Genomic DNA, 24,392 nt, shown 5'->3' with positions numbered 1-24,392 from the left:
AGATTTCGATGGCCGATCAGAGCTGGGCGATGAAGGGAGAGCTGGTACTCTCCTGCAATTGCACGGTTTTCTGCCCCTGCGTTCTGTCGCTCGGCAGCCATCCGCCGACCGAAGGCTATTGCCAGACGTGGGCCGGGTTCCGCATCGACGCCGGCCATTTCGGCGAGGTCGATCTTTCCGGCCTTAATCTTGGTCTGGTCATGGAAATCCCGGGCTATATGAGCCGCGGCAACTGGAGCGCCGGCCTGTTCATCGACAAGCGCGCCTCCATCTATGCCGTGAAAGCCCTGACAAAAATCTTCACCGGCAAGGCGGGCGGGACCACCTCGCTGCTGTCGATTCTTGTTGGAAACTTCCTTGGCGTGGAACAGGTGCCGATCACCTATGAGACGCGTGACAGGACGCGCGTTTTCCAGATACCGCGGATTATCGACGGCGCGGTGACGCCGTTACCCGGCAAGGACCGCGAGAAGGACACCGTCATTACCAATTCCGAATACTGGATCGCACCGGAAATCATCGTGGCGCAGTCCGACAAGAGCAAGATGCGCGCCTTCGGCCGCAATTGGAATTTCGCCGGCCGTTCGGCCGAGATATGCAAGCTGGATTGGCGAGGCCCGTGAGCAAGAACACAGCGGCCCGGAATGCGGCCAAGAAAATCGCGGAGCGGATTCCGCGGCCGAAGAAGAAAGTGACGTGGCCCCAGGCGCGCGCTTTTTCCGTGCACCTGCTGACTGCGTCCGGCTCGTTCCTCGCCTTCCTGTCGCTGGTGGCGGCGAGCGAGGGGCGCTGGACGGCAATGTTCTGGTGGCTGGGGCTCGCGCTCTTCGTCGACGGCATCGACGGCCCGATCGCCAGGAAGCTCGAAGTCAAGGAGATCCTGCCGACATGGTCGGGCGAGCTCCTCGACAACATCATCGACTACGTGACCTACGTGCTTATTCCGGCCTTCGCGCTCTACCAGCGCGGCTTGATGGGCGAGAACCTGTCGTTCCTGTCGGCGGCGATCATCGTCGTCTCCAGCGCGATCTACTACGCCGACACCGGCATGAAGACGAAGGAGAACTTCTTCAAGGGGTTCCCGGTCGTCTGGAACATGGTGGTGTTCACGCTCTTTGTCATCGAGCCGGGGCAGTGGGTTTCCTTCGCCGTGGTCGTGGTCGCCGGTATTCTCACCTTCCTGCCGATCAACTTCATCCATCCGGTACGGGTGGTGCGGCTCAGGCCGATCAATCTCGGCATGACGCTGTTATGGTGCGCCTTCGGCGCGCTTGCATTGGCACAAGCCGCACTTGCCTCGTTCTATGACAAGATCGGGGTTCTGAGCGAGCAGGTCAGCATCTTCACCAAGGCCGGCATTACGGTTACCGGGCTCTATCTCGCCTGCATCGGGGGCATCATGCAGATGTTCCCCAATCTTGGCGCCAGGAAATCCTGACTCGATATCCAGCTTCCGTCCTTTTCCGAGAAAGTTGAGCAATGTCCAAAGCGATCCGCATTCACGCCCATGGCGGCCCCGAGGTCCTGACTTATGAGGAAGCAGATCCCGGCCAGCCAGGCGCCGGGCAGATTCTGATCAGGCATACCGCGATCGGGCTCAACTTCATCGACATCTACCATCGCTCGGGCCTCTACCCGCCGCCCGGCGGCTTTCCGCTGGTCCCGGGCGGCGAGGCGGCGGGCGTGGTGCTGGCCGTTGGCGCCGGCGTCGACTGGCTGCAGCCCGGCGATCGCATCGCCTATGCCGTCAATGTCGGCGCCTATTCGGAAGAACGCGTGATCGCCGCTGACCGCGTGGTCAAGGTGCCGGACGGCATCAGCGACGAGCAGGCGGCGGCCATGATGCTGAAAGGCATGACGGCCGAATATCTGCTGCGCCGCACCTATAAGGTGAAGGCGGGCGACACGATCCTATACCATGCCGCGGCAGGCGGTGTCGGCCTGATCCTGGGCCAATGGGCAAAGCATCTCGGCGCGACGGTGATCGGCACGGCGAGCTCCGTCGACAAGGTCGAGCTCGCCAAGGCACATGGCTTCGACCATGTCATCAATTACAAGGAGCAGGATTTCGTCGCCGGCGTCGCCGCCATCACCGGCGGCAAAAAGTGCGACGTCGTCTATGATTCCGTCGGCAACGACACTTTTCCCGCTTCGCTCGACTGCCTGAGGCCGCTTGGCATGTTTGTCAGCTTCGGCCAGTCGTCCGGGCCGATCCCGCCTTTCCCGATGTCGCTTCTGGCGCAGAAAGGCTCGCTCTATGCGACCCGCCCGACAATCTTCGTCTACAACGCCAAACGCGAGGACCTTGTGGCCTCGGCGCAAGCGCTGTTCGAGGTAGTGCTGAGCGGCGCCGTCGAGATCAAGATCAACCAGCGCTACGCGCTGAAGGACGCGGCACAAGCGCAGTCCGATCTCGAGGGCCGCAAGACGACGGGCACAACCATCCTCATCCCCTAAGCCGGCTGCCTTGTTTTTCAGCGCCTTGCCGCGCCTCAAGGCAGTGGTTTCCCCGACAAGCTTACTGGTTTCCCTCTTGCCCTGAACAGGCCTATCTTACCCCTTGAGTTTCCGCTGGAATTCTTGAAGCTCTTTCAAGTTGCGTGCCGCTTTCCGACCGAAGCCGGCCGCGCATACGATACCAGCGGGAACACAGAACATATCCGGGGTAACTGGATGGGAGGCACTGTGAGTGCAAATCATGACAGGGCGAACCTGCTGGAGGTTCGTGGCCTTACGAAGATTTTCGGCACGCTGACGGCGTGCAACCATATCGACCTCAACATCGCGAAGGGCGAGATCCACGCCCTGCTCGGCGAGAACGGCGCCGGCAAGTCGACGCTGGTGAAGATGCTGTTCGGCTCGCTGGAACCGAATTCGGGTGAAATTTTCTGGAACGGCCAAGCCGTCAGGATCACCAGCCCCGGCCTCGCCAAGAAGCTTGGCATCGGCATGGTGTTCCAGCATTTCTCGCTTTTCGAGGCGCTGACGGCGGCCGAGAACATCGCGCTTTCGCTGAACGACGGCTCGCCGATCAGCGCGATTGCCGCGAAGGCGCGGGCGCTCTCCTACAGCTACGGCCTGCCGCTCGATCCGGAATCGCTGGTCGGCGATCTTTCCGTCGGCGAGCGCCAGCGCATCGAGATCATCCGTTGCCTCTTACAGACGCCCCAACTCATCATCCTCGACGAGCCGACTTCGGTGCTGACGCCTCAGGAAGCCGACAAGCTGTTCGAAACGCTGGAGCGGCTTCGCGCTGAAGGCAAGTCGATCCTTTACATCTCGCACCGGCTGGAAGAGGTCAAACGCATCTGCGATCGCGCCACGGTGCTGCGCCACGGCAAGGTCGTCGGCCACTGCAACCCGCGCCAGGAGACGGCCGCGTCGCTAGCCCGCATGATGGTCGGCAATGAGGTCAAGGCAGTGGTGCGCGCGCCGGCCAAGGGCATCGAGACCGCGCCGGCATTGCTGGAGATCCGCGGGCTTACCCGCAAGCCGGCGACGCCGTTCGCCATTCCGCTCAAGAACATCAATCTTTCGGTACGTGCCGGCGAGGTGATCGGCATCGCCGGTGTCGCCGGCAACGGCCAGGGCGAGTTTTTCGAATCCGTCTCCGGTGAGGTGCTGCAGCAGGTTCCCGGTTCCGTGCGGATCCGCGGCAAGGATGCGGGCGGCGTGTCGATCACCGGCCGGCGGCTGATGGGCGCCGCCTTCGTGCCGGAGGAACGGCTCGGTCACGGCGCGGCGCCGCGGATGAAGCTTTCGGAGAACCTTTTGCTGTCGCGCCATGCCACCGACGGCAAGTCCTTCGTCGGCTCCGGCGGCATGGTCAGGAACGCTTCCGTCTACAGCGCCGCCCAGCGCATCATTGCCGCGATGGACGTGCGCAAGAGCGCTCCCGATCCGGAGGCCGCGGCGCTGTCCGGCGGCAATCTGCAGAAGTTCATCGTCGGCCGCGAGCTCGACCGCAAGCCGAGCGTGATGGTCGTCAACCAGCCGACCTGGGGCGTCGACGCCGGTGCCGCCGCCCATATCCGCCAGGCGCTGATCGAGCTTGCCCGCAGCGGCTCGGCGGTTCTGGTCATCAGCCAGGACCTCGACGAATTGTTCGAGCTGTCGGACGCGATCGCGGTCATGCACAACGGCGAATTGTCCGCGCCGCTGCCGATCGCCGAAGCCACCTTCGAGAGGATTGGCCTGTTGATGGGCGGCGCCGAGCCCGGCCACGCCGAACACAGCATGGAGACGGCATGATGCGCCTCGAACTGGTCAAACGCCCGCAGCGCTCGGCGCTGTTTTCGGTGCTCTCGCCCTTCATCGCCTTCGCGCTGACGATGATTGCCGGCGCCATCATGTTCGCGTTGCTCGGCGTCAATCCGCTCAATGCGTTCAATGTCTACTTTGTTCAGCCGATCAGCGAGGTCTGGCAACTGCATGAACTGGCCATCAAGGCGGCGCCGCTGATCCTGATCGCCGTCGGCCTGTCGGTTTGCTACAAGGCCAACATCTGGAACATCGGCGCCGAAGGTCAGTTCATTCTGGGCGGCATCTTCGGCTCGATCATCCCGGTGCTGTTCCCCGAATTCGAAGGTCCGCTGGTGCTGCCGCTGATGCTCTTGCTCGGCATGGTCGGCGGCGCCCTTTATGCGGCCATCCCGGCGCTGCTGAAAACCCGCTTCAGCACCAACGAGATCCTGACCAGCCTGATGCTGGTCTATGTGGCGCAGCTTTTCCTCGACTGGCTGGTGCGCGGACCGTGGCGCGACCCGCAGGGCCACGGCTTCCCGCAGACCATCCAGTTCGGCGACTCGGCCGTCCTGCCGGAATTGATGCCGGATGCCGGCCGCGCCAATTGGGGCTTCGTCTTCGCGCTGGTCGCCGCTGTCACGGTCTGGCTGATGATGAGCCGCATGCTGAAAGGTTTCGAGGTCCGCGTGCTGGGCTCGAGCCCGAGGGCAGGGCGCTTCGCCGGCTTCGGCCTCAGCAAGATGGTCTTCTTTACTTTCCTGCTGTCCGGTGCATTGGCTGGCCTTGCCGGTATCTCGGAAGTCTCAGGCGCCATCGGCCAGCTACAGCCGGTGATCTCGCCCGGCTATGGCTTCACCGCCATCATCGTCGCCTTCCTCGGGCGGCTCAATCCGCTCGGCATCGTCGCGGCAGGCCTGGTGCTGGCGCTGACCTATCTCGGCGGAGAGGCGGTGCAGAGCGCGCTCGGCATCTCCGACAAGGTGGCGCGCGTGTTCCAGGGCATGCTTTTGTTCTTCGTGCTCGGCTGCGACACGCTCATTCATTATCGCATTCGTCTGATCGGCTTTGCCGCGCCACGACTCGAGGCCGCGCCCAAGCTGGAGGAGGCACGCTGATGGACATCACAGTCAACATCCTTTTGACCATCGCGACCGCGGCGACGCCGCTCTTGATTGCGGCGATCGGCGAGCTGGTGGTGGAACGCTCCGGCGTGCTCAATCTCGGCGTCGAGGGCATGATGATCATGGGCGCCGTCGGCGGCTTCGGCGCGGGCTATCTTACCGGATCTCCCTGGATCGGGCTGCTTGCCGCAATCGTCGTCGGCGCGCTGTTTTCGCTGCTCTTCGCCGTCATGACGCTTTCCCTGGCGACCAACCAGGTGGCGACCGGCCTGTCGCTTACGCTGCTCGGGCTTGGCCTCTCCGGCATGATCGGCACCAGCTTCGTCGGCCAGCCTGGCGTCAGGCTGCCGAACCTCGACATCCCCGGCCTGAGCTCGATACCGGTCGTCGGCAAGCTGATCTTCGGCCAGGATCCGTTGTTCTACGTCTCGATCGGACTCACCGCCGCCGTGATGTGGTTTCTGTTCAGGACGCGCACTGGCCTCACGCTGCGCTCGATCGGCGACAGCCACGCGTCGGCGCATGCGCTCGGCATCAAGGTCATCCGCTACCGTTACCTCGCCGTGATCTTCGGCGGCGCTTGCGCCGGGCTTGCCGGCGGCCACCTGTCGCTCGTCTACACGCCGCAATGGGTCGAGAACATGAGCGCGGGACGCGGCTGGATCGCGCTGGCGCTGGTGGTCTTTGCGTCCTGGCGTCCGTGGCGGGTGCTGGCCGGCGCTTACATCTTCGGCGCGGTGTGGATCGGCCAGCTTCATGCACAGGCTTTCGGCATTCCTGTACCGTCCCAGTTTCTTTCTTCGCTGCCCTATCTGGCAACCATCGTGGTTCTCGTTCTAATCTCGCGGAACAAGCGGCTGACGATGATGAACACGCCGGCTTCGTTGGGGCAGCCATTTGTTCCGGATCGTTGACGACAACAAAAAGACGGGAAGCTCCAAGGCTTAACTCAGAGAGGTAACACGATGAAGAAACTGCTTATTGCGCTGATGACCACGGCCGCGGCCCTGTCGCTGGCGGCAACCGCCGAGGCGGCCGACAAGCTGAAGGCATGCTGGGTTTATACGGGGCCGATCGGCGACTTCGGCTATTCCTATCAGCACGACCAGGGTCGCCTCGAGGTGGAGAAAGCGCTCGGCGACAAGGTCGAGACCGCCTATCTCGAGAACGTCTCGGAAGGCCCGGACGCCGACCGCGCCTTTGAGCGCCTGGCGCGCGAGAAATGCAAGATCATCTTCGGCACATCGTTCGGCTTCATGGACGCCGAGGTTAAGGTCGCCAAGAAGTTCCCGAAGGTGATGTTCGAGCACGCCACCGGCTACAAGACGGGCGACAATCTCGGCATTTACAACGCGCGCTTCTATGAAGGCCGCTATGTGCTCGGCCAGATCGCGGCCAAGGAATCGAAGAAGGGTCTTGCCGGCTACATCGTCTCCTTCCCGATCCCGGAAGTGGTGATGGGCATCAACTCCTTCATGCTCGGCGCGCAGTCGATCAATCCGGACTTCAAGGTGAAGATCGTGTGGGTCAATACCTGGTTCGATCCGGGCAAGGAAGCCGACGCCGCCAAGGCGCTGTTCGACCAGGGCGCCGACATCATCGTCCAGCACACCGACTCGACCGCCCCCCTGCAGGTCGCCGAGGAGCGGAAGCTGCATGGGTTCGGCCAGTCGTCGGACATGATCAAATTCGCGCCGAACGCGCAGCTGACCTCGCTCACCGACGAGTGGGGCCCGTATTACATCAGCCGCGTGCAGGCTGCCCTCGACGGCACCTGGAAGCCGGACAATGTGTGGCTTGGCATCAAGGATGGCGCCGTCAAGCTCGCGCCCTTCACCAACATGCCTGACGACGTGAAGGCAATGGCGGAGGCGACCACCAAGAAGATCGCCGATGGCTGGAACCCCTTCACCGGCCCGGTGGCGAAGCAGGACGGCTCGCCTTGGCTGAAGGACGGCGAGGTCGCCGACGACGCCACGCTGCTCGGCATGAATTTCTACGTCAAGGGCATCGACGACAAGCTGCCGCAGTAAACAGCAGCCTGGCATCAAAACAAAAAGGGCGCCCCACCGGCGCCCTTTCATTTTCAGCCAATCCCGCTTGTCAAACGGCCGAGCCGTAGAGATCGTAGGCGTCGGCGCGCTCGACCTTGACCGTGACGATCTCACCGGCGCGCAGCGGCCGACGCGACTGGATATGCACGGAGCCGTCGATCTCGGGGGCGTCATATTTGGTGCGGCCCTTGGCCGAGGTGCCATGCGCCTCGTCGATCAGCACCGGCAGCCGCTTGCCGACCTTCCTGGCCAGCTGCGTCGCCGAGATCTTCTGCTGGCGCTGCATGAAGCGGTGCCAGCGGGCTTCCTTGATCTCCTGCGGCACTTGTTCCAGGCCGAGGTCGTTGGAGCGCGCGCCCTTGACCGGCTCATATTTGAAGCAGCCGGCACGATCGATCTTCGCCTCGTCCAGCCAGTCGAGCAGCATCTGGAAGTCGTCTTCCGTCTCGCCGGGGAAACCGACGATGAAGGTTGAGCGGATGGCGAGATCCGGGCAGACCTCGCGCCAACCGCGGATCCGCTCCAGCGTCTTTTCGCCATGAGCGGGACGGCGCATGTTCTTCAGCACCTGCGGCGAGGCGTGCTGGAAGGGGATGTCCAGATAGGGAAGGATCTTTCCCTCGGCCATCAGCGGAATGACGTCGGCAACATGCGGGTAGGGGTACACATAGTGCATGCGGACCCAGATGCCGAGCTTGCCGAGCTCCTCTGCAAGGTCGAGGAACTTCGCTCGCACCTCGCGGTCGCCGAACATGCTCGTCTGGTATTTGATGTCGATGCCATAGGCGCTGGTGTCCTGCGAGATGACGAGGATCTCCTTGACGCCGGCCTTGGCGAGCTTTTCGGCCTCGCGCAACACGTCGGCCGCCGGCCGCGAGACGAGATCGCCGCGCAGCGCCGGGATGATGCAGAAGGTGCAGCGATTGTTGCAGCCTTCGGAAATCTTCAGATAGGCGTAATGCCGCGGCGTCAGCTTCACGCCCTGGGGCGGCAGAAGATCGATGTAGGGATCATGGCTGGGGGGAGCCGCCTCATGCACCGCCGCCATCACGCTCTCATAGGCCTGCGGGCCGGTGATCGCCAGCACATTGGGATGCTTCTCGCGAATGACTTCCGGCTCGGCGCCGAGGCAGCCGGTGACGATGACGCGACCGTTTTCGGAAAGGGCGGAGCCGATCGCGTCGAGCGACTCGTCGCGCGCGGAGTCGAGAAAGCCGCATGTGTTGACGACAACGAGGTCGGCGCCATGATGCTTGCGGGCGATCTCGTAGCCTTCAGCGCGGAGCCGCGTGATGATGCGCTCGGAATCGACGAGCGCCTTCGGGCATCCAAGGCTGACGAAACTGACACGAGGGGCAGACATAAGCTTTTCCAGGTTTTTCGGGATCGGCGGCGCCATACCACACTAATTGCGGCATTGGTATGGGCTGGTCCTTGTTGCGGCAAAACGCAATGCGAGGCCAGATCAGTGGCCGGCCAAAGCCCGCGTCAGGTGGCGGCAGTCAGCTCACCGCGTTGTTGACATGCGGCCAGATTTCCATCGTGCCCCTGTAGACCATGTCTAGCGCGACATAGAGGATGATCAGCAGGCCGATATAGGCAATCCAACGGTAACGGTGCAGCAGCCGCGCAATGAAGCTGGCGGCAAGGCCCATCAAGCCGATCGACAGCACGAGGCCGACGATCAGCACCCAGAAATGATCACGCGCGGCGCCGGCGACGGCCAGCACGTTGTCCAGCGACATCGACACGTCTGCGACGACGATCTGCAGCGCCGCCTGGCCAAGCGTCTTGCGCGGCGCCTTGCCGGCAACCGCCTTGTCGCTGTCGAGATCGGAATTGGCGAGCGCCTCCGTCGCCTCGTGCTCGTCGGCATGGGAGGTGCGCAGCTCGCGATACATCTTCCAGCATACCCATAACAGCAGGATGCCACCGGCGAGCAACAGTCCGACGATTGCAAGCAGCTTGACGGTAACCGCCGCGAACAGGATGCGCAGCACCGTCGCTGCCACCACGCCGATCAGAATGGCCTTTTTGCGCTGCTCCGTCGGCAGGCCGGCGGCCGCCAGTCCAATGACGATGGCATTGTCGCCCGCAAGCACCAGGTCGATCGCGATGACCTGGACAAGGGCAGTCAGGCTTGCGGCGCTGAAAATATCCATCGTCTGGAGCCTTCCTGTTTGCGAAATGTCGATCTTCGAGTGTTCTAACGCCGGAGCGATTCACCGATTGATGCGATCGCGTTCTAAGTCTTTGTTTTCACGCAATTCCGGCGGGAAAAACGGCTGCGCGCCTTTCCTGGAAAGCTCTACGTGCATGGTTCCTGCACGTCAAGAGAACTCACGAAACAAGCGGTTGCCGCTCGTCTGGTTCCATTGGGTTAAAATGAGTTTGCACTCGAAAGGCCGATTTGCGCGCAACCGACCGCGGCAGTCGGTCAATCGTAAAGATTGTATTTTGCCCAGTCGGTTTCCGGGATCTCGTCACCGATCTTGTAGAGCAACTGCAGCACCTGCATGTGGTCGGGCGCAGTCTGGCACTTGAACTTCAGCCGGAACCATTGACCCTTGCTGCGAAAGGCGGCGCCGGGGCTCCTGATCGCGTCCGCGCTCATCTGCGGCGTGGCGAAGGCATAGGCCACCACACGGTCGGCCTTGAATTTGCGATCGTCGTGGCTGATCCGGTCGAGCACCTCGGCGTCGCAACGCTGTTCGAGACGAGTCTGCGGATCGAGTTTCAGCAGGCCGGCACGAAGTGCGTTGTCCATCGCCTTGGCCGGCCAGGCCAGCGCCAGAGGCGCCAGAACCATCAGGCAGAGCTTTTTCATGGGCGCGACAAGCAGCATATTCTGTCTGAGAAATCAACCAAACGCACGCGCTTGTGACATGGGTGCCGGCTCGGCCAGGCCAGCCATGCGGCACAAGCCAATCTCGGGCTTCGGCGACTGGGCTATTGCCATTGTTCCAGGGTCCGCGATGAAACGATCTCCGCTGCCGAAGAACTGTCAAGAACCTGTCAGACTTGGGTCGTATAGAGCAGGGACTGTAGAGCCTCTTTTTCTCCTCGTCGGGCGGCAGTATTGTGCTTTCAAAGTGCTGGAGCACAATCCTGCCCGGTTTCGCAGGCTCAGCCGCCGAACAGATTTGCGTTGGAATACTAAAACGAAGAACCGTCAGTGATGAGGTTTACCTGCTTATCGGATCCGTGTGACCAATGGATGGTCTATGATGTATTTTTCGACCTTCCGGCGGAATTGTCGGGCCGACTGCTGCTTGGATTAACGCAAAGGGGCGCAGAGCATTTAACTGAGCAAGCGAACATAAAAACTGTGTCGACGTGCCTGACGATGGAAACCGGCCCCGGTGGGAAGGCCGTTAGCCCGAAAGCACTTTACCAAAAATGTTTCGCTGCAGGGTAGCGCTATAGGTTCCGTGGTTTGCAAGATGATCCCATACGGAGAAACAGGCCGTGAGTGCGGCCAGAGCAAGAATCATGCGCATTGGAACTCCCCACGGCGCCCGAAAACGTCCAATGGTAAGCTCGTGTCAGATTGGAGGCTATTGCCAATATAGTGGGTGACCCTACACCGATCGCGGTATGCTACAGCAAGCGGATAGCAGGGCGAGCTACGCGGACTTTGCGCAGCCGCCGGCATTTTCCTGGTGACTTAGCGAGCGATAGCTAGTCCGATACCGATGCCAACCCCCACGGCGACCCCTAAAAAGAGCTTGCTGGCGAAGTCCAGGGCGAACGCGCGCACAGCCGTATAAATATCTGTTCGGGGCTGCCTGACAGCAGCCGCAAGGTCATCGAACATCGCTTCCATAGGTTGCCACCCGCGATTTCTTCGACCTGCAAGACTAGATCAGTTCTGGTGAGATGGGAATCCTCCGATCCATCAAAATTTAACGATCACGAAAGCTCGTTGGTAGGCACGTGTGGTAACGGTTGATTCAACCATCGCTGGTACAAAGCAAAGTCAGGTGGCGGCCCCGACAGAGGGCGGGGGGTGCTGGGCCTGCCGGAGCCGCCGGCGCGGGAGTGGGCGCTACCCGCGCTGTCCCAGAATAGGACAGCGCGGGTCTACAATTAGTTAAAGCTAATAGAATTTTGCCGGCGTGCCGCCGCTTTGTGTCGGCTGTCCTCCAGCGGTGTGTCCGCTGCCCGCCGGCAACGTGCGGCTGAGGGGCGCAAGCCGCCGACCGTGAGGTCATGAGTCTGGTGCGCTCCTGAGATCGGTGTTCTCCACTGGACAAGAAACCTTGACGCCATTGCCTGACGCCGGGCGGCCCGGCAGGCTGACGGGGTAGGCCAGCAAACGCCGGGCCTGACCGGTGGGCTCGGGGGCGAGACACAGCACCGGCTGCCGATAAACATACGCTTGTGCTGATGTGGCCGGTACATATCAAGAAGTTGATGGCGTAGTAGCCTAAAGGGGCCTCAGCGCACGAAAGGACGCGGCAGAGCCGCCAACCTGCCGGAGCCAGCTAGTGAAGCTTGCCCCTCGGAGGCTTGGCGGTCAGCCACTTCAATTTGACGCTGTTAAGCTCTTGTTCGAGCTCCAGCGCGAGCCGGACGATGGGGTCCGGAATGGAAATCGCGTCTCTCCCGCCCTCTGCCACCTGCGTCTTCGCCGAAAGCTCCGAGACTACTTTGGATCCGGCCGATTTCGACAGCAGTCGGGACAGGTGCTCCCGCTGCAAAGCGTGAACCTCTTCCAACAGGCTCAGGAACCTCAACGCATCCACTGTCGGCAGCCTGTTGGTTCTCAAGCGGGCAATCCGCTCGTGCTGACGCGCAATGTGCCGCTCGCCATGTCGAACATGACGCTGCGCCATGCTGATGTGGTCTTCGAGAGACATGGCGCACAACGCGAAAACAGCCATCTCGTTCCGTCAGCTGAATCTGGCAGGACAATCGAGTGGGTACGGCACGCAACCAAAGCTCGCCGGACCAATAACGCAAAGCAGGATTGGGGCAGATGGCCGTCTGCAGCGAAACGGTGGCCATGCAGGAGATGATATGCGGATTCGGTTGGGAATTGTGGCGGAGGGAGTGGGATTCGAACCCACGGTGAGCTTGCGCCCACGCCGGTTTTCAAGACCGGTGCCTTAAACCGCTCGGCCATCCCTCCAGCATGGTCTTTCAACCACTTACGATCGTCGCTATCGGTCAATTTTCAATGGTCGGCGCAAAATTGACGCCGAGGCATTTGCGACCGGTTAGCGCTTCATTGCTGTAGTGCGGCGGTCAGGGCTGCGTCAACCACCGCGACGTGCCTTCCTGCGGTCGGGACAGACGATGCATTGCCCGGCTGCCCGGTTGGCCGGGCACTTTTATGCCTGTGGCGAAAATGTCACGCAACCAGAATATGCGGCGGCTCAACCCTGGCGCGCTTATTATCCAGTCAAACGAGGCGTACCGTCCTTTGCGGGCAAGGGGACGACCCAGACCGCAAGCGTCTCATTTCCTCCCGAACTAGCGCCCGCTACGGAGAACGTGGTGGGCGTCTTCTTGTCCAGCCCGACGGCAACGCGCGAAAGCGTCTCGAACTTGGCCGTGAAACGTTGCTCATATGGATGAACCGAGTTCATCCGTTCGATCTAGGCAGGCCTTGCGGACGCCCATGCTAAACTCCTGGTTGGCGCGGGCAATTCCAGCGCTGTGAGCGCCGGTTGGAAATGGAAGTCCCCCTCCAAAAAGCTGCCCCTCCATCCGGCGCTCATCCACGCAAGGCTCATCCTCGCCGGCAGTTTTTTCCCCGCCATAATCTCGCCCGGTTCCGGCCATAATCGATTAACATCGTAATAAACATTTCCTGTGCACAAAGATATTGGGGATCAAGGTGTTGCTGCATTCGGGGGCGCTTGGCTCCGATTGATGGCGGCGAGACTGTAGGGGACAATCGAAAACATGCAGACTTCGGCGCGCCCGCGTCTTCGTCGCGCTCCTGCCTTCGTGCTCTGCGCCCTCTCGGTGGCGCTGCTTGCCGGCTGTACGTCCACGCCGCAACCGAAAGGCATGGTCGACAAGCGGCCGCGTTCCAAGGAGTATTTCGCCGAATCCGAATATGGCGTGAAGGCGAGCCCGCGCGTTGCCTTCATGCGGCGCGGCGGCGGCCGCGACCAACTCGGCAAGCCGTACCAGGTGCGCGGCAAGTGGTACTATCCCAAGGAGGATAAGAAATATGCCAAGGTTGGCCTGGCTTCCTGGTATGGCGATGCCTTCCACGGCCGGCTGACCGCCAACGGCGAAGTCTATGACACGATGCAACTGACGGCGGCGCACCCGACCATGCCGCTGCCGAGCTATGCCCGCGTCACCAATCTCGAGACTGGCAGTTCGATCATCGTGCGCGTCAACGACCGCGGCCCATACCATGAGGGCCGCATCATCGACGTCTCGGAACGTGCCGCGCAAATGCTCGACTATGGCAAGGTCGGCACGGCAAGGGTGAAGGTCGAATATGTCGGCCGGGCGCCTCTCGACGGCAATGACGACCAGTATCTGATGGCTTCCTACCGTCCCGGCAGCAGGCGGCCCGATCCGTCCGACGGCCTGCCGACGGGCGTGATGGTGGCCATGAACGGCCCGTCGCCCAGCCTGTCGATGAGCGATGCACCTCCAGCGGCCGTGCCGTTTCCCGGCCAGCTGACCAGTTCTGGGCAGGCTTTTGCCACGCAGTCGGGTCTGTCGGAGCAGCCTGCCGCGCAACCGGCGATGTCAAGGCAGGCGCAGGGCGCCAGCGAAGTCGTGCTGCCGGATTTCGGGCCGATCGTGCCGGAGCGGCCGCAGTTCAGGCTGCCGCCGAACTCGCCCTTTGCCATGGCGTCGCTGTCCTACGCGGATGAGCGCGTCAATAGCGCCGACGTCTTTGCCGCCCTCGACGGCAGCGGCATGTCGCCGGCCGACATGCTGCAGTCGTGGAAGAAGTCGAACGGCCAGGAACAGACGCCGGCCTCCGATTATGTGGCCGCCGGCTCCTTTGACAATGCGGCGCAGGCAAACCGCGTGGCGGCGGCGCTCGAGCCGTTCGGCAGGACTGAAATCCAGCGCACCGAGCTCGACGGCAACGACTGGTACGCGGTCAACGTCTATCCGGATGGCCATAGCAGCATCGACGACCTGCTGCAGGCGGCCTGGTCGCACGGCGCGCCGGACGCATTGGTTGTGCGAAACTGATCAATTTCGCGCGCGCCGTTGATCCGGCGGAAAGAACCCTGATAACTTATCGACGCCAGCACGGCTAAATGGGTCGATATTTCATGCAGTTCCGCATCTTTCAGCCTTTCGCCGGATTGCTAGGCCTGGCGGTGATACTGCTTTGGGCAGCCCCGGCCGGCGCGCAGCTTTTCGAGACCAAGGCGGCCCAGGCCTTCATGATCGACGCCGATACCGGCACGGTGCTTTTCGCCAAGGATGCCGACAAGCCGATCCCGCCGGCTTCGATGGCCAAGCTGATGACGATGGAGGTGGTCTTCAACGCCATCAAATCGAAGCGGATCACGCTCGACGATACTTTCGTAGTCAGCGAAAACGCCTGGCGCACCGGCGGCGCGCCGTCGGGCACCTCGACGATGTTTGCCAAGCTCAAATCGGCGGTCCGTGTCGAGGATCTGATCCAGGGCGTGACCGTGCAGGCCGCCAATGACGGCTGCATCGTGCTTGCCGAAGGCATGGCAGGCTCGGAGGCGAATTTCGCCGCGCAGATGACGGAGCGTGCCCGCGAGCTTGGTCTCTCGAAATCGACCTTCGTCAATTCGACCGGGTTGCCGGCAGATGGCCAGCAGACGACAGTACGGGAACTCACGATGCTGGCGCTGCACATCTGGCGCGACTATCCCGAGTTCTTCCACTATTACGGCCAGCCCGACTTCACCTGGAACAAGATCTCCCAGCGGAACCGCAATCCGCTTTTGGCCATGGGGATCGATGCCGACGGCTTCGTGGCCGGGGCGAGCGAGTCCGCCGGCTTCGGCATTGTCGGCACGGTCAGCCACAACGGCATTCGTGTGATCGCGGCGCTGAGCGGTCTGGCGAGCGACCGGGAACGCTCCGAGGAGGCGCGCAAGCTGCTAGACTGGGGGTCGCGCTCCTTCCAGAAGACGGAGATTTTCGCCAAGGACGAGGTCGTGGGCGAAGCCGAAGTCTTCGGCGGCGCCAAATCCGGCGTGGCCTTGAAAGCCAGGGGCCCGGTGGACATCTTTCTGCCGATAACCAACCGCGACAAGCTGACCGCCAGGATTGTCTATGACGGCCCGGTGGCGGCACCGGTGGAGGAGGGGCAACCGGTCGGGGAGCTGCGCGTTTGGATAGGCGACACGCTCAGCCAGCGAACGCCGCTTTTCGCCGCCGAGGCGGTGAAGGTCGGGACGTTGCCGCAGCGTGCGCTTGACGCCGCCAAGGAACTGGCTGTCGGCTGGCTGCGTCAGAAACATTTGTGATCGGGCAGGCTCGTGGACCTTTTGCCGGACGGGAGCTATGACAGCGGCCAGCACGGGCGAAGGCATTCACGATTGGCGAGCGGATTTTTCATCACCTTCGAAGGCGGCGAAGGAGCCGGCAAGTCGACGCAGATCGAGCGGCTGGCACGGCGCATGCGCGCCAAGAAATACGAGGTTCTGGTGACACGCGAGCCAGGCGGCTCGCCGGGCGCCGAGGCGGTGAGACATGTGCTTCTGTCCGGGGCCGCCGAGCCCTTCGGCCCGAAGATGGAGGCGATCCTCTTCGCCGCCGCACGCTCCGACCATGTCGAGCAAGTGATCCGGCCGGCGGTCGAGCGCGGCACGATCGTGCTTTGCGACCGTTTCATCGATTCCTCGCGCGTCTATCAGGGGGTTACCGGCGGGCTCGATCCGCATTTCATGGAAGCGCTGGAGGCGGTCGCCATCAACGGCATGGTCCCCGACATGACTCTGATCTTCGACATTGATCCGGCCGAAGGTCTGAAGCGCGCGGCGGCACGCCGTGGCGCCGGCGACAGCGCCGATCGCTTCGAGAAGGAGACTGTGGCCATCCACCAGCGACGGCGGGAGGCTTTCCTGGCGATCGCCGAGGCGGAGCCGGATCGCTGCATAGTGATCGATGCGTCGGCCGATCCCGAAACGGTGGAAAACGTCGTCACCGCGGCCGTGTTCGCGGTGCTGGAAAAGCGGATGCCGGTGCAAAGGAAGCAGACGGCGCCTGCATGATCTTCGAACGCATCGCCCCCGAACAGCACGACACGTTGGACGGCGTTCCCGAGCCATCGGAAACTTCGCGGCTGATCGGCCACGCGCAGACGGCGGGCATGCTTGCCACCGCTTACCGCGCCGGCAAGCTGCCGCATGCGCTGATCCTCGCCGGGCCGCACGGCATCGGCAAGGCCACACTCGCCTTCCACCTGGCGCACCACCTTCTTAGACATCCCAATTTTGCGGCTGCGCCCGAAGCGCTGGCCGTTCCAGACCCGGCCTCGTCGCTGTTTCGCCAGATCGCTACCGGCGCGCATCCTTCGGTGCTGCATCTCACCCGTCCGGCCAACGACAAGACCAAAAGCTTCAAGACGGTGCTAACCGTCGACGAGATACGCAAGGTCAGCCGCTTCCTGTCGATGACCTCGCATGACGGCAGCTACCGCGTCGTCATCGTCGATCCGGCCGACGACATGAACACCAATGCCGCCAATGCCTTGCTCAAGAATCTTGAAGAGCCTCCGGCGCGCACCCTGTTCATCCTCATCGTCCATGCGCCGGGCAGCCTCTTGCCGACGATCCGGTCGCGGTGTCAGATGGTGCGGCTGACGCCGCTTGCGCCGGACGAATTGATGGGTGTGCTGGAAGGCATCGAGCCGCCGCCGCCGGTCGATCCGTCGGCGCGCGCGGCTTTGGCCGAGCGGGCAGGGGGCAGCGCGCGCAACGCAATCCTGCTTACCCAGTATGGCGGGCTGGAAATCGCCGGTGCGCTCGACGCGCTGGTGGCGGCGCAAAAGCCGGACATTGCCGCTGCCCACCGGCTTGCCGAAGCCGTTGCCGGCCGCGACCAGGCGATCCAATTCGATATCTTCAACCGCCGCGCGCTCGATCTGCTGTCGGCCGCCGCCAGCGAAGCGGCTTTGACTGGCGACCTCGCCAGGGCCAAAACGCTGTCCGACGCTTGGCACGAGGCCGTGAACACGATATCTGAGGCAGAGACCTACAATCTCGACAAGAAGCAGCACGCCCTGACCATGATCGACCGCCTGAATTCTGTGATGCGAATGTGACGGTTTTCTTAGTGCATGCCGCTGCCCCAAAACCGGGCACCACTTTTGGGCGGCATGCATCGGGATGGCAATCGCCATGCCGATAGTTTATCCACCGCCACAACTCACATTCAGACCTTCATGACGGTTCATTCATGTCACGCGAAAAATTCTACCTGACCACGCCGATTTTCTATCCGAATGGCAAGCCGCACATCGGCCATGCCTATACGGTCATCGCCAGCGACGCGCTGGCCCGCTTCCAGCGTCTCGACGGCAAGGATGTGTTCTTCCTCACGGGCACCGACGAGCATGGCCTCAAAATGCAGCAGACGGCCGAGAAGGAAGGCATCGCGCCGATAGAGCTCGCCGACCGCAATTCGGCAATCTTCCGCTTGATGACCGAGACAGTCGGCGGCGCAAACGACGAATTCATCCGCACGACCGAACAACGTCACTACGCATCCTGCCAAGCGATCTGGAAGGCGATGGCCGCCAATGGCGACATCTATCTTGATCGCTACAGCGGCTGGTATTCGGTCCGCCAGGAAGCCTATTTCGACGAGAGCGAAACCACGCTCGGCGACGACGGCGTGCGCCGCGAGCCGCTTGGCTCGCCGGTTGAATGGAACGAGGAGGAAAGCTACTTCTTCCGGCTTTCCGCCTATCAGGACAAATTGCTGGCACTTTATGAGAGCCGGCCCGACTTCATTGGTCCAGCGGAGCGCCGCAACGAAGTAATCAGCTTCGTCAAGTCCGGCTTGAAGGATCTGTCGATCTCGCGCACCACGTTCAAATGGGGCGTGCCTGTACCGGGCAACGACAAGCACGTGATGTATGTTTGGGTCGACGCACTGACCAACTACATCACGGCCGCTGGCTATCCCGACACCAAATCTGAGCAATGGCGCTACTGGCCGGCGACGCATGTTATCGGCAAGGACATCGTGCGCTTCCACGCAGTCTACTGGCCGGCTTTCCTGATGTCGGCCGGCATAGAATTGCCGAAGCGCGTCTTCGCCCACGGCTTCCTGTTCAACCGCGGCGAGAAGATGTCCAAATCGGTCGGCAATGTCGTCGATCCGTTTGCCATGATCGAGCATTACGGGCTCGACCAGGTACGCTATTTCTTCCTGCGCGAGGTGCCGTTCGGGCAGGACGGCAGCTACAGTCACGAAGCGATCGTCAACCGCACCAATGCCGATCTCGCCAACGGCCTCGGCAATCTGGCGCAGCGTTCGCTGTCGATGATCGCCAAGAACTGCGGCGGCACGGTGCCGAAGCGCGGCGAGCTCACCGAAGCCGACGCGGCGATCCTCGACCAGGCGGTGGAGGTGCTTGCGGTGGCGCGCAGAGCGATGGCGGAGCAGGGCATCCATCTGGCGCTGGCGGCGATCTTCGGCGTGGTGGCCGACGCCGACCGATACTTCGCGTCGCAGGAGCCCTGGGCGCTGCGCAAGACCGATCCGGAGCGCATGGAGACGGTGCTGTGGACGACGGCCGAGCTTGTCCGGCGCGTGACGGTGCTTTGCCAGCCATTCATTCCCGGATCGGCGGCGAGGCTGCTCGACCTGCTGGCGGTGCCGGCGGACAAGCGCAATTTCGCGCATGTCCACGCAGACCATGCGCTGGTGCCCGGCACGGCGCTGCCGGTGCCTGAGGGCGTGTTTCCCCGCTACGTCGAGCAGGACACCAAAGCCTGATGCTTGTCGACAGTCACTGCCATCTCGATTTTCCGGATTTTGCCGAGGAGCGGGCGGCTATCGTCGCCCGCGCTCTCGCAGCCGGGATCGGCCGCATGGTGACGATCTCAACGCGCGTGAAGCGTTTTCAGCAACTCCTTCAAATCGCTGAAGCTTTTAGAGAGGTCTATTGCTCAGTTGGTACTCATCCGCACAATGCGGCGGAAGAGCTCGATGTGACCGCAGAGGAGTTGGTACGGCTTTCCGACCATCCCAAGGTGGTGGCGATCGGCGAAGCCGGCCTGGACTATTTCTACGACCGCGCGCCGCGCGAGGCACAGGCGCAAGGCTTCCGCACTCACATCGCCGCCGCGCGCCGGACCGGCCTGCCGCTGGTCATCCATTCGCGCGACGCCGACGGCGACATGGCGGCGATTCTCGAGGAGGAGACAGGGAAGGGCGCTTTCCCCTTCATCCTGCATTGTTTTTCGTCCGGGCGTCGGTTGGCGGAAGTCGGCGTGGCGCTGGGCGGCTATGTCTCCTTCTCAGGCATCCTGACCTTCAAGAACTCGACCGAGTTGCGCGCGATTGCCGCAGATGTGCCGCGCGAACGGCTGCTGGTCGAGACCGACGCGCCTTATCTTGCGCCAATCCCGCATCGGGGAAAACGCAATGAGCCCGCCTATGTCGCGAATACGGCGAAGGTGCTGGCCGAGACCATCGGCGTCAGCGAGGCGGAGATCGCCGACATCACCACCGACAATGTCTTCCGGCTGTTTACCAAGATGCCGCGACCGGACGTGACGGCGGCCTGACATGGGCGACCAGCTGCGCCTCACCATTCTCGGCTGCGGCTCGTCGCCCGGTACGCCGCGCATCACCGGCGACTGGGGCAATTGCGATCCGGCCAATCCGAAGAACCGCCGCATGCGCACGGCTGCTCTTGTCGAGCGGATCGCAGGGAATGGCGGCCGCACCACCGTCGTCATCGACACCGGACCGGATTTCCGTGCCCAGATGCTGCTTGCTTCGGTCAAGCACATCAACGCGGTGGTTTATACCCATCCGCATGCCGACCACATTCACGGCATCGATGATCTGCGCGGCTTCGTGCTCGAGCAACGCCGTCGTATCGATATCCATGCCGACCAGCCGACCATGCTGCGGCTGCGCCAGGCGTTCGGCTACTGCTTCGAGACGCCCCCGGGCAGTTCCTATCCACCGATCGTAAGGCCGCATCTCATAGACCATGCCAGGCCGGTGGTGATCGAAGGCGAGGGGGGTCCCCTCACCCTTGAGCCGCTGCCGCAGATCCATGGCGACATCATTTCGCTCGGTTTCCGCATTGGCGGGATCGCCTATTGCCCCGATATCAGCGACTTTCCAGCTGCCACCGCGGGACGCCTTGAAGACCTTGACGTGCTGGTTATCGACGCGCTGCAGTACAACAGCCATCCGAGCCATCTGTCGCTTGCCGAGGCACTGGGCTGGATCGAGAAGCTCTCGCCGAAAAACGCGGTGCTGACGCATATGCATGTGCCGCTGGACTATGCCGCCGTGATGGCCGAGACGCCGGACCACGTGGTGCCGGCCTATGACGGCATGACGATCGAAATTCCTTGTGAATCAGTGCGATAAAGACGCCTGTTCACTTTGGCGCTTAGTCGTCAATCCGATTCTCTTTGGTGCTTCGGAAACTGATCGATGGTTCAGAATGTGTTTGTTCTGCTGCTCGGTTTCCCTGGCGTCGGCAAGCTGACGATCGCACGGGAACTCGTAACGGCACTTTCCGGCCAGGCCATCGACAATCACTGGATCAACAATCCTATATTGGCACTGCTTGCCGATGACGGTCGCCGCACATTGCCTGATGCCGTCTGGGAGCAGACCGCCAAGGTCCGTCAGGCTGTGTTGGACACCGTGGCAACACTTTGTCCTCCCGCCGCCAACTTCATCTTCACGAACTCCGGCATCCAAGGAGACGCGAGGAGCCTCGCGTCCTACCAGCAGATGAAAGATGCGTCGGATCGACGAGGCGCTCACTTCGTGCCTGTGCGCTTGCTTTGCGAAGAGGCCGAACTGGTTCGTCGCGTGATGTCGCCAACTCGACGTGACCGTCTCAAGTCTATCGATCCGGAAGCGGCGCGCCGCCGCAGCCGGACAGTCGCTGTCCTTGACCCGAAGCACCCGAGCAGCCTGACGATCGACGTAACAGCGATCAGCGCGGCGGAGGCGGTCACGAACACATCAAGGACCTCGTTGACGCCTTTGAAGTGCGGATGGGAAGCTCAGGAGGACCGTAGCAAAACCAGCTTCGTGCTGGATGTGTCAGTTCCATAATCTATCTTATGCGACTTTCTGATATGGATCACGTAGAGGATAAAGCGATCCTATCGACGTGCCCTCGCTGCGAGCGCTCACATTCGGACTATTGCCGGCTTTGCCGGTCACGGGCCGGTCTGGATCCTGCAGATCGACGCGCATATCGACTGGCGCGACGAGGTCGATGGCGAACGCTACGGCTATTCGAGCCCGATGCGCCGGGCGAGCGAGATGCCGCATATCGCCGGCCTCGTGCAAGTCGGCCTGCGCAGCGTCGGCAGCGCACGCCTGGCTGAAATCGAAGCGGCGCGACGCTATGGCAGCCGCTTTGTGACTGCCCGCGAGCTCCATGCCCAGGGCGTCGACGCAGCTCTCAGCCACATTCCGGACGGCGCGCGCGTCGTCGTGACCTTCGACTGCGACGGCCTCGATCCCAGCATCATGCCGGGCGTGGCGGCGCGCACGCCAGGCGGCCTCACCTACACCCAGGCGATCGACCTGATCGCCGGCCTCGGCAAGCGGGCCAGGATCGCAGGATTTGATCTGGTCGAATTCTATCCGCCTGCCGACCTTGACGGCCTGTCGGCGCTGACTGCAGCCCGGCTTCTCGTCAATGTCATCGGCACTGTCGTCCGGCAGGTTTAACTCAGATGGCCTGATGCCCCGACGAGATTCCCCGTTATGGCCGACCGATGTCGCTTCGAGCTCATGCCGGACCACCCTACCCGGTGGGACTGCGCTGCCGGCATCAGCGTTGACGCCACATCCGCGTTTATCTTTGCCAGAAGGGCAGCTTTCCGATCTCTTCCTCGGCCTGCTGTTTCGTCAGTCCGATATCGTCGATCAGATGCGGGTTGGCCTCTGATATCCGCTTCAGATCCCAGCGAAACCGTATCTGCTCGCGCCGGGCCGCGATCATGCCTCGCAGGGTCTGCAGGCTGTAGCGCCGGCGCGATGCCTGCCCGACCAGCGTTGCCAGCTGCGGGATCGATGCAAACGTGTCGTTCATGGCAACACCTCCTATGGTTTGCGGCCCCATGCTTTTCGAGTTGGGGCCTTCCACCTGAATGAGGTTGGATTCTGCAGGATGCGGGCTGCGCCGTAATTAAGCGCATCCAAATAGTTCTCAAAACTTCCAAATCGGCCTGAGCGGTTCATCGGACATGACGAACTGCTCTACCCGTCTCACACTTTTCCTGGAATTGCTCTATAGATGCGCCGCATGCAGGGATCGCGCTTTGCCTTCGGCCCGTACGTGCTTGATTCAGCTGCGGGAACGTTGCTTCGGAACGATGTCCCCGTGGCCGCCGGCTATCGGGGGCTGAAGCTGCTTGCCGCGCTCGTGGAACGTCCCGGCGAAATCCTGGCCAAGGCCGAGCTGATGGACGCGGCATGGCCGGGCACGGCCGTCGAGGAAGGCAACCTCACCGTCCAGATCGCGCAGCTCAGAAAGCTGCTCGGCCCCGCCGCCGACGGCGGTGAATGGATCGCTACGGTGCCGCGCGTCGGCTATCGCTTCACGGGGGTCATCGAACAGCTTGGCGAGACGACACGAAAACCTTTGCCACTGCCCGGCAAGCCTTCGATAGCCGTGCTGCCCTTCGTCAATTTCGGCAATGATCCCGAGCAGGAATCCTTCGCGGACGGGTTGACCGAAGACCTGATCACTGACCTGTCCAGGAACGCGGGACTGTTCGTCATCGCGCGCAACTCGGTCTTCGTCTACAAGGGAAAGCCGATGGATGTGCGCGCGATCGCCGAGGACCTTGGCGTGCGCTACCTGCTTGAGGGGAGCGCAAGGCGCGCCGCGGGGCGTGTACGTATCAACGCGCAGCTTGTCGACGCGGTGAGCGGTGAACATCTGTGGGCGGAACGCTTCGATCGCAGTCTGGAAGATATTTTTGCGGTCCAGGACGAGGTAACGGCCAAGATCGTGGAGGCGCTGCTCGGCCGGCTGCGCACGCAGCCGCCGCGCAATCGGCCCAAGAATCTCGAGGCCTACGACTTGTGCGTGCGGGCGCGAAAACTGATCGACGACTCGCCTCAGACGGCGCGGGAGGCGCATCTGATGCTGACGCGCGCGGTCTCGCTCGATCCGGAATATGCTGAGGCCTATCGCTGGCTCGCCATGAACCATTGGATGGGATGGGTGCATTGGGGCGAGCCCGTCGACCCCAACCGGAGCATTGCCTTGGAGCTGGCCCGCAAAGCCGTGACGATCGACCCCAACGACGCCGGCTGCCGCTGGGTGCTTGCCAACCTGCTTGCCTATGAGCATCGCTTCGGCGAGGCGGATGCCGAATTCGCCAGAGCGTTCGAGCTCGATCCGAACGAGGCCGACGCCTGGGCGACATTGTCCGATATCGAGGTCCTAGCCGGGCGGATCGAGGAAGGCCTTGAGCACATTCGCAAGGCGTTCCGGCTGAACCCGTTTCCGCCGAGTTGGTACTATCTCACGCTCGGCGCCGCGCAATATGCGGCCCGCGACTATGAAGCCGCCATCGAGACGCTGCGCCGGGACGAGACCTATCGGACCAGCTCACGCCGTTTCCTGGCGGCAAGCCTTGCGCAGCTCGGCCGGTTCGAAGAGGCGCGCGCGGAGGTCGAGATGTTCCTTATCGCCAACCCGCATTTCACGACCAGCCACTGGGTCTGGACCGAGCCGTTCCGCGACGACGCGATGCTCGAGCATTTCGTTGACGGGTTCCGCAAGGCCGGGCTTCCGGACTGACGGCCAGAAAGGAAT

The 24,392-nt window shown here is 62.4% G+C and carries 21 protein-coding genes, 1 tRNA gene and 1 pseudogene; 17 read left to right on the top strand and 6 right to left on the bottom strand.

Annotation, left to right across the window (positions count from 1 at the left end):
- The first annotated feature begins 8 nt into the window (after nt 1-8).
- From CK222_RS13695 to CK222_RS13665, 7 genes are all read left to right on the top strand, one after another.
- Complete coding sequence (locus tag CK222_RS13695; protein ID WP_095800720.1) at nt 9-623, top strand: DUF1326 domain-containing protein; 615 nt, start codon at nt 9-11, stop codon at nt 621-623.
- Nucleotides 620-1,438, top strand: coding sequence for a phosphatidylcholine synthase (gene pcsA, locus CK222_RS13690; RefSeq protein ID WP_066989933.1), 819 nt, complete (start codon nt 620-622; stop codon nt 1,436-1,438). The genes CK222_RS13695 and pcsA overlap by 4 nt, the downstream gene beginning before the upstream one ends.
- Nucleotides 1,439-1,479: 41 nt before the next feature.
- Entirely contained in the window at nt 1,480-2,457 is a 978-nt protein-coding gene (locus CK222_RS13685; RefSeq protein ID WP_095800719.1) for a quinone oxidoreductase, read from the top strand.
- A 216-nt stretch (nt 2,458-2,673) separates the two neighbouring features.
- Nucleotides 2,674-4,251, top strand: a complete 1,578-nt coding sequence (locus CK222_RS13680) for an ABC transporter ATP-binding protein (RefSeq protein ID WP_176477636.1) — start codon at nt 2,674-2,676, stop codon at nt 4,249-4,251.
- The gene (locus CK222_RS13675; RefSeq protein ID WP_067320065.1) at nt 4,248-5,360 is read left to right on the top strand and encodes an ABC transporter permease; all 1,113 of its coding nucleotides are present in this window, start codon (nt 4,248-4,250) and stop codon (nt 5,358-5,360) included. The genes CK222_RS13680 and CK222_RS13675 overlap by 4 nt, the downstream gene beginning before the upstream one ends.
- A complete protein-coding gene (locus tag CK222_RS13670; protein ID WP_095800718.1) occupies nt 5,360-6,280 on the top strand; it encodes an ABC transporter permease in 921 nt (306 codons plus the stop codon). The genes CK222_RS13675 and CK222_RS13670 overlap by 1 nt, the downstream gene beginning before the upstream one ends.
- A gap of 51 nt (nt 6,281-6,331) precedes the next feature.
- A complete protein-coding gene (locus CK222_RS13665) occupies nt 6,332-7,399 on the top strand; it encodes a BMP family ABC transporter substrate-binding protein (RefSeq protein ID WP_066989795.1) in 1,068 nt (355 codons plus the stop codon).
- A 70-nt stretch (nt 7,400-7,469) separates the two neighbouring features.
- Here CK222_RS13665 and rimO read toward each other — a convergent pair whose 3' ends face one another.
- The 5 genes from rimO to CK222_RS13640 all read right to left on the bottom strand — a co-directional run bounded on the left by rimO (nt 7,470) and on the right by CK222_RS13640 (nt 12,554).
- On the bottom strand, nt 7,470-8,783 hold the full coding sequence (gene rimO, locus CK222_RS13660; RefSeq protein WP_095800867.1) for a 30S ribosomal protein S12 methylthiotransferase RimO: 1,314 nt from the start codon (nt 8,781-8,783) through the stop codon (nt 7,470-7,472).
- Nucleotides 8,784-8,922: 139 nt separating this feature from the next.
- Nucleotides 8,923-9,582, bottom strand: a complete 660-nt coding sequence (locus tag CK222_RS13655) for a TerC family protein (RefSeq protein ID WP_067320072.1) — start codon at nt 9,580-9,582, stop codon at nt 8,923-8,925.
- A 275-nt stretch (nt 9,583-9,857) separates the two neighbouring features.
- Nucleotides 9,858-10,265 (bottom strand): DUF930 domain-containing protein, encoded by a 408-nt coding sequence (locus CK222_RS13650; RefSeq protein ID WP_066989790.1) that lies wholly within the window; start codon nt 10,263-10,265, stop codon nt 9,858-9,860.
- A 1,642-nt stretch (nt 10,266-11,907) separates the two neighbouring features.
- On the bottom strand, nt 11,908-12,306 hold the full coding sequence (locus CK222_RS13645; RefSeq protein WP_095800717.1) for a hypothetical protein: 399 nt from the start codon (nt 12,304-12,306) through the stop codon (nt 11,908-11,910).
- Between the two features lie 158 nt (nt 12,307-12,464).
- Nucleotides 12,465-12,554: transfer RNA gene (locus tag CK222_RS13640), tRNA-Ser, on the bottom strand.
- 779 nt (nt 12,555-13,333) lie between these two features.
- Between CK222_RS13640 and CK222_RS13635 the strand changes: the two genes are divergently transcribed.
- The 9 genes and pseudogenes from CK222_RS13635 to CK222_RS13595 form a co-directional block, all read left to right on the top strand.
- On the top strand, nt 13,334-14,602 hold the full coding sequence (locus CK222_RS13635) for a septal ring lytic transglycosylase RlpA family protein (protein ID WP_095800716.1): 1,269 nt from the start codon (nt 13,334-13,336) through the stop codon (nt 14,600-14,602).
- Between the two features lie 83 nt (nt 14,603-14,685).
- Nucleotides 14,686-15,864: a D-alanyl-D-alanine carboxypeptidase family protein gene (locus CK222_RS13630; RefSeq protein ID WP_095800866.1), complete on the top strand. Its 1,179-nt coding sequence runs from the start codon at nt 14,686-14,688 to the stop codon at nt 15,862-15,864.
- 72 nt (nt 15,865-15,936) lie between these two features.
- Nucleotides 15,937-16,611, top strand: a complete 675-nt coding sequence (gene tmk, locus CK222_RS13625) for a dTMP kinase (RefSeq protein ID WP_095800715.1) — start codon at nt 15,937-15,939, stop codon at nt 16,609-16,611.
- Nucleotides 16,608-17,663: a DNA polymerase III subunit delta' gene (locus CK222_RS13620; protein ID WP_095800714.1), complete on the top strand. Its 1,056-nt coding sequence runs from the start codon at nt 16,608-16,610 to the stop codon at nt 17,661-17,663. Before tmk ends, CK222_RS13620 begins: the two co-directional genes overlap by 4 nt.
- Before the next feature lie 134 nt (nt 17,664-17,797).
- On the top strand, nt 17,798-19,345 hold the full coding sequence (gene metG / locus CK222_RS13615) for a methionine--tRNA ligase (RefSeq protein WP_095800713.1): 1,548 nt from the start codon (nt 17,798-17,800) through the stop codon (nt 19,343-19,345).
- Nucleotides 19,345-20,139, top strand: a complete 795-nt coding sequence (locus CK222_RS13610; RefSeq protein ID WP_095800712.1) for a TatD family hydrolase — start codon at nt 19,345-19,347, stop codon at nt 20,137-20,139. The genes metG and CK222_RS13610 overlap by 1 nt, the downstream gene beginning before the upstream one ends.
- Before the next feature lies 1 nt (nt 20,140).
- A complete protein-coding gene (locus CK222_RS13605; protein ID WP_095800711.1) occupies nt 20,141-20,962 on the top strand; it encodes an MBL fold metallo-hydrolase in 822 nt (273 codons plus the stop codon).
- 66 nt (nt 20,963-21,028) lie between these two features.
- Nucleotides 21,029-21,664 (top strand): chloramphenicol phosphotransferase, encoded by a 636-nt coding sequence (locus CK222_RS13600; protein ID WP_176477635.1) that lies wholly within the window; start codon nt 21,029-21,031, stop codon nt 21,662-21,664.
- Nucleotides 21,665-21,754: 90 nt separating this feature from the next.
- Nucleotides 21,755-22,291: pseudogene (locus tag CK222_RS13595) on the top strand (arginase family protein); the annotation flags it as partial.
- 127 nt (nt 22,292-22,418) lie between these two features.
- On the opposite strand, the gene CK222_RS13590 reads toward CK222_RS13595, so the two are convergent.
- Entirely contained in the window at nt 22,419-22,655 is a 237-nt protein-coding gene (locus CK222_RS13590; RefSeq protein WP_095800710.1) for a hypothetical protein, read from the bottom strand.
- A 204-nt stretch (nt 22,656-22,859) separates the two neighbouring features.
- Between CK222_RS13590 and CK222_RS13585 the strand changes: the two genes are divergently transcribed.
- Entirely contained in the window at nt 22,860-24,377 is a 1,518-nt protein-coding gene (locus CK222_RS13585; protein ID WP_245307411.1) for a winged helix-turn-helix domain-containing protein, read from the top strand.
- Nucleotides 24,378-24,392: the final 15 nt, after the last annotated feature.

Source organism: Mesorhizobium sp. WSM3866 (assembly GCF_002294795.1).
In the GTDB taxonomy this organism is placed as follows: Bacteria; Pseudomonadota; Alphaproteobacteria; order Rhizobiales; family Rhizobiaceae; genus Mesorhizobium.
The sequence above is the reverse complement of the archived record's forward strand: the minus strand, read 5'-3'. Positions and strand labels throughout refer to the sequence as shown.

Excerpts from the sequence above, each read along its gene's own strand:
- CK222_RS13695 (WP_095800720.1), top strand. The coding sequence starts at position 9 with ATGGCCGATCAGAGCTGGGCGATGAAGGGAGAGCTGGTACTCTCCTGC.
- CK222_RS13685 (WP_095800719.1), top strand. The coding sequence starts at position 1,480 with ATGTCCAAAGCGATCCGCATTCACGCCCATGGCGGCCCCGAGGTCCTG.
- CK222_RS13680 (WP_176477636.1), top strand. The coding sequence starts at position 2,674 with ATGGGAGGCACTGTGAGTGCAAATCATGACAGGGCGAACCTGCTGGAG.
- CK222_RS13675 (WP_067320065.1), top strand. The coding sequence starts at position 4,248 with ATGATGCGCCTCGAACTGGTCAAACGCCCGCAGCGCTCGGCGCTGTTT.
- CK222_RS13670 (WP_095800718.1), top strand. The coding sequence starts at position 5,360 with ATGGACATCACAGTCAACATCCTTTTGACCATCGCGACCGCGGCGACG.
- CK222_RS13665 (WP_066989795.1), top strand. The coding sequence starts at position 6,332 with ATGAAGAAACTGCTTATTGCGCTGATGACCACGGCCGCGGCCCTGTCG.
- rimO (WP_095800867.1), bottom strand. The coding sequence starts at position 8,783 with ATGTCTGCCCCTCGTGTCAGTTTCGTCAGCCTTGGATGCCCGAAGGCG.
- CK222_RS13655 (WP_067320072.1), bottom strand. The coding sequence starts at position 9,582 with ATGGATATTTTCAGCGCCGCAAGCCTGACTGCCCTTGTCCAGGTCATC.
- CK222_RS13650 (WP_066989790.1), bottom strand. The coding sequence starts at position 10,265 with ATGCTGCTTGTCGCGCCCATGAAAAAGCTCTGCCTGATGGTTCTGGCG.
- CK222_RS13645 (WP_095800717.1), bottom strand. The coding sequence starts at position 12,306 with ATGGCTGTTTTCGCGTTGTGCGCCATGTCTCTCGAAGACCACATCAGC.
- CK222_RS13635 (WP_095800716.1), top strand. The coding sequence starts at position 13,334 with ATGCAGACTTCGGCGCGCCCGCGTCTTCGTCGCGCTCCTGCCTTCGTG.
- CK222_RS13630 (WP_095800866.1), top strand. The coding sequence starts at position 14,686 with ATGCAGTTCCGCATCTTTCAGCCTTTCGCCGGATTGCTAGGCCTGGCG.
- CK222_RS13620 (WP_095800714.1), top strand. The coding sequence starts at position 16,608 with ATGATCTTCGAACGCATCGCCCCCGAACAGCACGACACGTTGGACGGC.
- metG (WP_095800713.1), top strand. The coding sequence starts at position 17,798 with ATGTCACGCGAAAAATTCTACCTGACCACGCCGATTTTCTATCCGAAT.
- CK222_RS13610 (WP_095800712.1), top strand. The coding sequence starts at position 19,345 with ATGCTTGTCGACAGTCACTGCCATCTCGATTTTCCGGATTTTGCCGAG.
- CK222_RS13605 (WP_095800711.1), top strand. The coding sequence starts at position 20,141 with ATGGGCGACCAGCTGCGCCTCACCATTCTCGGCTGCGGCTCGTCGCCC.
- CK222_RS13600 (WP_176477635.1), top strand. The coding sequence starts at position 21,029 with ATGGTTCAGAATGTGTTTGTTCTGCTGCTCGGTTTCCCTGGCGTCGGC.
- CK222_RS13590 (WP_095800710.1), bottom strand. The coding sequence starts at position 22,655 with ATGAACGACACGTTTGCATCGATCCCGCAGCTGGCAACGCTGGTCGGG.
- CK222_RS13585 (WP_245307411.1), top strand. The coding sequence starts at position 22,860 with ATGCGCCGCATGCAGGGATCGCGCTTTGCCTTCGGCCCGTACGTGCTT.